An 8,890-nucleotide genomic window follows, 5' to 3' on the forward strand; every position below is an offset into this window, starting at 1 on the left:
GTCTGTTGACCTTTCAAGGTTAAATTTGCAGCAGTCTGTTTGGTATTTAGGCAAGGCAGAGCCTATGTGGTGTGGTTATTCCCCATAAATAGGCGATAACGTAGCATCAATGCCAAACAGGCGCTGCCTGAAGGGTTCTGCCTAGGGACAATTAACTCTTTGTTGCTCGGTTTTTACTTAGCCCACTAGGTTACAAACCTCGCGCCGCGATTAAATTGTCCCTAGTTTGAACAAATATTAATCCGCAAAGGTCACCAGACCCTAGCCTTTTATTTTTAGAGAAATTTTTGTGGTCAACTCATCCCCTTTTAAAGCCTCTTTTTTAGGTCCTCGTTATTGGCTAACTTGGATTGGTGTCTTATTTTTATATCTCATTTCATGGTTACCGCAAAAAATACAATTAGCTATGGGTAAGCAGCTAGGACGCTTGGTTCATAAATATATGAAGCGCAGAAGGCATATTGCTGAAGTTAATATTAAACACTGTTTCCCCACGATGAGCGAAGCCGAGCAACAACAGCTGGTACTTAAAAATATGGAAAATACCGGTATTGCTATGGTCGAAACCGGCATGGCTTGGTGGTGGCCACAGTGGCGGGTAGAAAAGGTACTCGGATCACTAAAAGGGCTTGAACATTTTGAGCGCGTACAACAATCAGGAAAAGGCGTTTTATTACTTGTTCCTCATGTGCTTCACCTTGAAATGGCAAGTCGAGTGATGGGATTAAAGTGCCAAGGCATTGGTTTTTATCGCCCACATAATAATCCGCTGATGGAATACTTCACCACCAACGGACGCCTTCGCTCTAACGAGTACATGGTTGGAAAAAAAGACGTAAAAGGATTATTAAAAGCATTAAAGAACAAAAAAGTTTGCTATTACTTACCCGATCAGGATTATGGCCGTAACCGCTGTGAGTTTGTGCCTTTTTACGCAGTACCCGATACAGCAACTACCACTGGTACACTAATGTTTGCAGGTAGTAAAAACAGCGAAACAATGAGCTTAATTGCTTATAGGGATAACAACGGAAAGTACCACTTAGAAATCGTGCCTGAGCTTGAAAACTTCCCGAGCGGCGATGATAAAGCCGATGTAACACGTGTTAATCAGCGCATGGAACAATCAATAAATGCCGCCCCTGAACAATATATGTGGTTGCATAGACGTTTTAAAACACGACCCGATAAAGACGCCCCCTCTTTTTATTAAAGATGGGTTATTAAAATAACAAAGATGAGTGACAGCCATGTGGTTTTGGATTAGATATATACTTTTAGCTTTATTGTTAATTGGTGCAGCCATTTACTTTTTACTAAATGGTACGTCGTCACTTAATTATCAACAAACCACCAACGCTGCTGCTGAAGGGTTATCGCGGTTTTATGCATCAATTCGAGATAGAATTACTGTCAATAAAGACAATGACAAATTTGTCATTGAACTCGAAAAACCCGATCTTAGCCTCGACAGAGCACTAAACCAACGCTCTTTTGTAGTAGAGCCGATGCCTTTAAATTGGAGTGGAGAAGTAGGCCCGCGTCGCTTTCAACGTGACTCAACCTTGCGTACTGTACTGACCCAATATGCTAATAACGAAGGTATTACTTTAATGTGGTACTTAGACAAAGATTACGTAATAAAAGATCACTTTCGTATAGATAGCAGTTTTAACTCCGCTTTATACCGCGTTAGCCGCTCTATTAATGATGACTTTTCAAATGAAGTGTATGCGTTTTTCTGCCCTAAACAACGTGCAGCGGTGATTACCGAGCTACCGTCTGAATTTGTACGCTCAAACTGTTTAAAGCTAAGCAATTAACTACATTCGGTTTAATTTTGTTGATATGCGCTCAAATATTGCTGAGCGCATAACATTAAATTGCTCAATCTAGCCCAAATATTGCCTTCCAAACCGTGCTAACATTATTGATATTTTCACTAAACTCTTCTCGTTTAACGCAGCGACCTTGCTGGTCTAAGCTCAACACATGATAGCGTGAGCGATAGTCTATATACGCTTGAATAAGCTGCTGTTTTTGAATATCGCTGATAAAGCCAATTTTAGCCGCATCAGTTAAAATTCTCACATTGTCAGAATTATCGCATAAGTGGGTAAACTCATGGGCATGTTTTAATACCAAGTATTGCGTTATAAACTCAATATCGGTCATGGCACCCACATCTTGTTTTAAGTCAAATTGCTGCGCATTGCCTTTAGCCAAATGGCCACGCATTTTTTCGCGCATTTTAATCACGTCTGCTTTTAAAGTATCTTCATCACGTTGTTGGCACAATATCTCGGCGCGAATTTGTGCAAATCGTGTTACTAATTCAGCTTGGCCTAAAATCAGCCTCGCTCTAACCAGCGCTTGATGCTCCCATGTCCATGCTTGCGTTTGCTGATAATGATTAAAGCTTTCTAGGTTAATAGCTAATAGCCCTGATGCACCTTCTGGACGCAGACGAGTATCTAACTCATATAAAATACCTGAGGCGGTACGGGTATTAAATAAATGCATTAATCGTTGTGCGAGTTTTAAATAAAACTGCCTTGAGTCAATCGCTTTATCACCATTGGTGTAGCTTGTACCATCATGGTTATGCACAAAGACTAAATCGAGATCAGAGTCATAACCCACCTCAAAACCGCCAGTTTTACCATACGCAATAACCGCAAACCCCTTGTTTTCATCATCGGTGTTAGGTGGCATACCAAAGCGTTTTACGCAGTGGTACCACGCAATATTTACAGCCTGATCGACTATCGCTTCAGCCAATGCTGTTAAGTGATCGCTTACTTTCATTACATCAATAACGCCCGTCGCATCAGCTGCGGCAATGCGTAATTGATGGGTTTGCTTAAACTGACGCAGCGCTTCCATTTGCTGCTCTAAATCGTCATGTTCAATGCGTAAAAAATACTGCCTTATTTCATCTTTATATGCAGTTAATGGGGTTGGCTTGTAAAGCACAGCTGGGTCGATAAGTTCATCGAGCAAAATGGGGTATAATGAAATATGCTCGCCAATCCATTTACTGTGACAACAAAGTAAAACCAATTGTTTTAGCGTTCCTGGATTTTCATACAGCAACTCTAGATAAGCGGTGCGCGAAATAATTTTATTTAATATTTGGCATACCGTTGCAAAGGCGCTAGCACTGGCATTAAAGTCGTTTAACTGTTTAAGTAATGCCGGCATTAATTTATCAAGAATATCGCGCCCACGATTGCCTACTTTAGCTTTAGAAAGTCGTTGTTTAAAGTCGTATAATGGTGTTTGCCACTCATCTCTGGGCTCATTTAAAAAGCTAACATCGCCGTGATCCCAAGCACTAATAAACGCCCCTTCACAGGTATCAAGTGGTTCAGTTTCTTCGCCTATAACCTGTGTAAATTCGTTATGTATTTGGCTCATCACATGATCTATTTTAACAAGCGTTGCCGCAAAATCTGCCTGAGCGAGCAACACATTGAGTCGCTGTTGATTGAGCTCATCCTCGGGCAGTGTTTGTGTTTGTTGATCATCAAATATTTGTAGGTATTGCTCTACTTTGCGTAAATATAAGTAATTGCTTTTTAAATCTTTAGCTTCAAGCTCATCAATAACTTGGCTAACTGTTAGCTCTTTTAATGCAATTAGTAAAGATTGCGTTTGTAAGTTGGCCTCTCTGCCGCCTCGCACCATTTGCAAAGCCTGAACAATAAACTCCACTTCGCGAATGCCACCACCACCTAACTTAATATTATTGGTTAAGCGCTTACGACGCACCTCTTGGGCAATCATAAGCTTCATTTTTCTTAGTGACTCAATAACCGAAAAATCAATATAACGGCGATACACAAAAGGCTTTAATAACGTATTAAACTCTTCCCAATAAATGTTAGGCGTGCCAATTAAGCGCCCTTTTAACATCGCGTAACGTTCCCAATCACGCCCTTGCTCTTGGTAATAATCTTCAATCGCGTTAAAGCTCATCACCAATGGGCCACTTTCACCAAATGGTCGCAAACGCATATCTACGCGAAAAACTTGGCCATCGACCGTACATTGATTAAGCGCTGTGATCAGCTTTTGCGCGACCTTGGTATAAAAAACGGATGCCTCTAGTGAGCGACGCCCTCCTTGGGTTTTAACATTGCGAGGATATACAAAAATAAGGTCAATATCTGACGAGTAATTGAGTTCTTGTCCGCCTAGTTTACCCATTCCTAATACCATTAATGGTAATGGGTTATTGTGCTCATCTAATGGCTCACCATTGGTTTTCGCGACATTTTTATAGGCCCATTGATTAGCACTGTCGATCAGTTTATTAGCAAGTTCACTAATGTATTTAATACTATTTTCAATTGGGTTTTTGCAGCATAAATCTAAAAAAGCCACTTTTAACCAGTATTTTTCTCGGTATTGGCGCAGTAACTTATGGCATTCACTCTCTTCTATTTTAGTTATATCAAGCTGTGCAAAAGGGTCTAAAATTTCTCTATTTTTAATTTCGTGCTCACACAGCAACCAAGACAGTAGCGTAGGTTGAGAGCTTAAACTGCGCCAAGCAAAATCACTTAACGCTAATAACCGCACTATCTGCTGCTGGTTTTTCTGCTCTGGGTACAGCGCTGCAAAGCGTGTTTCACCGAGTTTTTGTAATTCAATAGGAAGCTGCGTGTCGTTACTCATCAATACCCTCTTTTATCTCACCAATAACCATACTAGAATGGTTAAAAACCTATTAAGGTAAATCTATTTAGGAACACCATGTCATATTTGTCATTATCTAACACTAGTTTAGTTGCGATTGCTATTAGTTTTGTGGTTATTTGTATCATCATCATCAGTTTAAGAATTGTTACTCAAATAAAAGCAAAACAAGCACTTAAAGAAGAATTGGCGCAGCATGATAACTTTGCAATGGGGATTAGTTTTGCCTCTGAAATATCTGTTGTTATAGCAACCATGGCGTTTTTATTTGATGAAATAAGTATTAGCACCGCACAATCAAATCCATTAAAAGTGATTTTGTTAATTGTGCTGCTATTTTCATTTATTAAAATGGGGCATTTAATCCACCGTAAATGGATATTGCGCCGCTTTAATGAAGAAGCCGCAATACTAAAGCAAAATGTCTGCGCAGCACTGGTTGACTCGGGGATGCTTATTGCCAATTGTATTTTAGCGCTGGGTTTATATACATGGACACACACTCAGGGGTTTAGTAATTTATTAATTGCCTCAGTGAGCTTTTTTGTGTTGCAGGGAATGTTTGCTTTGGACAGTAAAATACGTGAAAACCGCTTCGCTAAAGCAAATCAAGGCGCCTCATTGCAAAGTAATTTTGGCTTAGAAAATACCTCTATTGGTATTCGCTATGCGGGTAAGTCAATTGGATTAGCACTTGCGGCGTATGCTGGTTTATCTAGTGCGGCATTTCAAAATGGTAAAATGGTAGAAAACTTATTTACCTTGGTAATGCATTGCGGTGTGATGTGGCTGTTACTATACTGTTTAACGTATATTATAAAAATTATCTCAATGCCTAATATCGACACCGCACTTGAAGTCGATCATCAAGATAATATTGGCATTGCGTGTATTGAATTTGCTGTATTTTGTGCTATTGGTTACTTACTTATAAGTATGTTTTCAATTTAGTACCAAACTGGTTAAATTAAGCCGTTACTAAACGTCCCTATTTAATAGTCTGGTAAATTAACAGGGACTTTAGGCATATGGAAATAAAAACAGGAAGTTATCTATTAATTGATATAGACAACGAGTTTAGCCGTTCATTTATTAAACACTATATAAATTCAAATGATCCAGCTAAAAAAGATATCGTTATCGCCGGGGCTAACACCCAAAAGCTGGTTAAAATGATGTTTGATGAACTCGTTAAAGATTATTGCTATTGCGATATTGAAAACGAAATAAGCATTTCTGAGCTGGCCAGCTATCTGCATGAGCACCACGATATTCAGGGTGTGCTGTTTAACCAAACAGACTATTTACTCGCCGATGATACACAGCGCTTTATTTATAATTCACTGCATGAAAAACGCTATATGGTTATTCAGACAGATCAAGGGTATGAAATTAAGCCCATAAAAGATGAATGCCATTCAAACCATTTATCGTGTGATACCGACATAGCCCAAACTGCACAAGAGTTAACAGAGCTTTTAACCCCCGAATATGAAAAATAAATAATTGCACCCAAGCCTTTGCTTACTTACCATAGAGGGATATAACTTCTATGTAAAAAAGTGATTTGCCATGCGAGTGCCCCATATTTATCAATCATCAGCGATTGCTCTCAACACCCCTTTAAATCTTGACGATGACGCTGCAGGCCATGTAGGTCGTGTGCTACGTATGAAAGTGGGCGAACAGGTTTCTATTTTTAATGGTGAAGGGGGTGAATTTCTCAGTGAAATTATTGAAGTGAGCAAAAAAACCGTTGTTGTTATGCCCCTTGAATTTAATCATCATGACGTTGAATCGCCATTAAAGATTCATTTAGGCCAGTGTGTATCCCGTGGCGATAAAATGGATTTTACCATTCAAAAGTCGGTTGAATTAGGGATCACTGAAATAACGCCTATTTTTAGTCAGCGCTGCGGCGTAAAACTCAGCGGTGACCGCCTAGAAAAAAAACACCAACAATGGCAAAAAATAGCCATTGCTGCTGCAGAGCAATCCGGACGCAACTTTGTACCAACCATTAATCCTCCCGTAGATTTAAAACACTGGCTTGAACAGCAAACCGATGCAATTAAATTAACGTTACACCCGCGCGCCGAACACAGTATTAAAACCATTACCGTTCCTGATGGTGGCGTGCGCTTTTTAGTCGGCCCTGAAGGGGGATTTACCGATGATGAAATGGCGCAAACTAAACAACAAGAATTTGTAGATATTCGCTTAGGCCCGCGAGTACTTCGTACAGAAACAGCAGCTTTAACTGTTTTAAGTGCACTGCAATTACAATTTGGCGATTTAGCTAATTGAAATAACTAAAAGCACCCACATATCAAGATTACAGTTGTAAAAAACACATAAATTAAGGCACAGCGCATGGCAATTAAGTTAGGTATTATTTCAGATCCTATTAGTGGATTTAATATTAAAAAAGACACCGGTTTTGCAATGATGATGCAAGCGCAAACCCGTGGCTACGAAATTTACTACATGGAAATGGATGATTTATCGCTGCGTCAAGGCAATGCCTACGCCACTGCAGCAAAAGCTCAAGTTTTTGATAACGAACAAAAGTGGTACCAACTTGAAGAAAAAGAAACCATAGCGCTGGCTGATTTAGACGTTATTTTAATGCGTAAAGATCCGCCTTTTGATACTGAATATATTTATGCAACGTATATTTTAGAGCGTGCAGAAAAAGCGGGCACATTAGTGATTAATAAACCACAAAGCTTGCGCGACGCCAATGAAAAACTCTTTACAGCTTGGTTTAGTGAACACACGCCAGATACATTAGTAACACGCAGCCAAAAGCAAATCCGTGAGTTTTTAGCCCAGCATAAAGATATTATTTTAAAACCGCTTGATGGCATGGGTGGCGCTTCTATTTTTAGAGTAAAAGCCGATGATGCTAATATTGGCGTAATATGCGAAACCTTAACCGAGCATGGTAGCCGTTTTGCTATGGCGCAAAATTACATCCCAGAGATCACTCAAGGTGACAAGCGCGTATTGGTTGTTGATGGTGAAGTGATTCCTTATTGCTTAGCGCGTATTCCACAAAATGGCGAAACACGCGGTAATTTAGCCGCAGGCGGTCGTGGTGAAGCCCGCCCAATTAGCGAATCAGATCTTAAAATTGCAAAGGCGGTCGCCCCTACTTTGAAAGAAAAAGGCTTAATATTTGTTGGTTTAGATATTATTGGTGATAAGTTAACTGAGATTAACGTAACAGCGCCAACCTGCGTAAAAGAAATTGAAGCCGCTTACGATATTTCAATTACGGGCATTTTATTTGATGCCATAGAGAAAAAGCTTAATAAATAAATTATCACTGAACCAGTTCTAAGATATAAAGCGATGACGCTTATCGTGTCATCGCTGAAAACTCGAATAAATTTTTAGTGTTAAAACATGGGACTATGCCATACTCAAGATTCAATAACTAAAAGGGTAAAACTTATGCAGTCATTAGAAAATCACTTTTTAATCGCAATGCCATCAATGCAAGACCCTTTTTTTAAACGTGCCGTCACTTATATTTGTGAACACAACGAAGAAGGCGCTATGGGATTGGTGATCAATCAGCCGATTGATGTCACCGTAGGTGAGTTACTCGACAAAATTGATATTGATAACGATAAATCTCAACATGCTGCTCAAGTGACTGTGTTTGCTGGCGGGCCGGTAAAAACAGACCGTGGCTTTGTGCTACATTCACCTAAACCTGGGTACTCGGCAAGCCAAAAATTGAGCAGTGATATTATGATCACCACCTCAAAAGATGTGTTAGCCACGTTAACCACAGCCCAAGCACCCGAGCAATTTATTATTACTTTAGGCTACTCCGGTTGGGAACAAGGCCAATTAGAGCAAGAACTATTAGACAATAGCTGGCTGATCATTAAAGCCGATCCTAAAATAATTTTTGATACTCCAGTAGAAAAACGCTGGGAAATGGCAGTCTCTATGCTTGGTTTTGATATTGGCCAATTAAGCCCCGAAGCTGGACATGCTTAGGGTCTGTTGACCTTTGCGGATTAAAATTTGTTCAAACTAGGGGCGGTTTAATCGCGGCGCGAAGTTTGTAACCTAGTGGGCTAAGTAAAAACCGAGCAAAGCTTCCGCGTCCTGCTCACGCCCCTTACCTACATCCATGTAGGCAACAAAGAGTAAATCGCCCCTAGGC

General features: G+C 40.0%; 8 protein-coding genes. 7 read left to right on the forward strand and 1 reads right to left on the reverse strand.

What is annotated here, in order from left to right:
- The first annotated feature begins 289 nt into the window (after positions 1 to 289).
- Together lpxL and CWC14_RS16305 are read left to right on the forward strand one after the other, a co-directional pair.
- Complete coding sequence (lpxL, locus tag CWC14_RS16300; RefSeq protein WP_138563903.1) at positions 290 to 1,213, forward strand: LpxL/LpxP family Kdo(2)-lipid IV(A) lauroyl/palmitoleoyl acyltransferase; 924 nt, start codon at positions 290 to 292, stop codon at positions 1,211 to 1,213.
- A gap of 37 nt (positions 1,214 to 1,250) precedes the next feature.
- Entirely contained in the window at positions 1,251 to 1,823 is a 573-nt protein-coding gene (locus CWC14_RS16305; RefSeq protein ID WP_028835648.1) for a toxin co-regulated pilus biosynthesis Q family protein, read from the forward strand.
- Positions 1,824 to 1,887: 64 nt separating this feature from the next.
- Here the strand turns inward: CWC14_RS16305 and glnE are convergent, their stop codons facing one another.
- On the reverse strand, positions 1,888 to 4,683 hold the full coding sequence (gene glnE, locus CWC14_RS16310) for a bifunctional [glutamate--ammonia ligase]-adenylyl-L-tyrosine phosphorylase/[glutamate--ammonia-ligase] adenylyltransferase (RefSeq protein ID WP_138563905.1): 2,796 nt from the start codon (positions 4,681 to 4,683) through the stop codon (positions 1,888 to 1,890).
- Positions 4,684 to 4,761: 78 nt separating this feature from the next.
- On the opposite strand from glnE, the gene CWC14_RS16315 reads away from it, so the two are divergent.
- The 5 genes from CWC14_RS16315 (at position 4,762) to CWC14_RS16335 (ending at position 8,721) form a co-directional block, all read left to right on the forward strand.
- On the forward strand, positions 4,762 to 5,655 hold the full coding sequence (locus CWC14_RS16315) for a DUF350 domain-containing protein (protein ID WP_024600815.1): 894 nt from the start codon (positions 4,762 to 4,764) through the stop codon (positions 5,653 to 5,655).
- Between the two features lie 77 nt (positions 5,656 to 5,732).
- The gene (locus CWC14_RS16320) at positions 5,733 to 6,206 is read left to right on the forward strand and encodes a hypothetical protein (RefSeq protein WP_138563907.1); all 474 of its coding nucleotides are present in this window, start codon (positions 5,733 to 5,735) and stop codon (positions 6,204 to 6,206) included.
- Positions 6,207 to 6,276: 70 nt separating this feature from the next.
- Positions 6,277 to 7,011, forward strand: coding sequence for a 16S rRNA (uracil(1498)-N(3))-methyltransferase (rsmE, locus tag CWC14_RS16325; protein ID WP_024600817.1), 735 nt, complete (start codon positions 6,277 to 6,279; stop codon positions 7,009 to 7,011).
- Between the two features lie 66 nt (positions 7,012 to 7,077).
- Positions 7,078 to 8,028, forward strand: coding sequence for a glutathione synthase (gshB, locus tag CWC14_RS16330; RefSeq protein WP_138563909.1), 951 nt, complete (start codon positions 7,078 to 7,080; stop codon positions 8,026 to 8,028).
- A gap of 135 nt (positions 8,029 to 8,163) precedes the next feature.
- Positions 8,164 to 8,721, forward strand: coding sequence for a YqgE/AlgH family protein (locus tag CWC14_RS16335; RefSeq protein ID WP_013465848.1), 558 nt, complete (start codon positions 8,164 to 8,166; stop codon positions 8,719 to 8,721).
- Positions 8,722 to 8,890 lie beyond the last annotated feature (169 nt).

Source organism: Pseudoalteromonas sp. S3260 (assembly GCF_005886925.1).
GTDB classification, from domain to species: domain Bacteria; phylum Pseudomonadota; class Gammaproteobacteria; order Enterobacterales; family Alteromonadaceae; genus Pseudoalteromonas; species Pseudoalteromonas tetraodonis.

What these genes read in the sequence shown, in the direction of transcription:
- glnE (WP_138563905.1), bottom strand. Translation starts at nt 4,683, where the DNA reads ATGAGTAACGACACGCAGCTTCCTATTGAATTACAAAAACTCGGTGAA.
- CWC14_RS16320 (WP_138563907.1), top strand. Translation starts at nt 5,733, where the DNA reads ATGGAAATAAAAACAGGAAGTTATCTATTAATTGATATAGACAACGAG.
- gshB (WP_138563909.1), top strand. Translation starts at nt 7,078, where the DNA reads ATGGCAATTAAGTTAGGTATTATTTCAGATCCTATTAGTGGATTTAAT.
- CWC14_RS16335 (WP_013465848.1), top strand. Translation starts at nt 8,164, where the DNA reads ATGCAGTCATTAGAAAATCACTTTTTAATCGCAATGCCATCAATGCAA.
- CWC14_RS16315 (WP_024600815.1), top strand. Translation starts at nt 4,762, where the DNA reads ATGTCATATTTGTCATTATCTAACACTAGTTTAGTTGCGATTGCTATT.
- CWC14_RS16305 (WP_028835648.1), top strand. Translation starts at nt 1,251, where the DNA reads ATGTGGTTTTGGATTAGATATATACTTTTAGCTTTATTGTTAATTGGT.
- rsmE (WP_024600817.1), top strand. Translation starts at nt 6,277, where the DNA reads ATGCGAGTGCCCCATATTTATCAATCATCAGCGATTGCTCTCAACACC.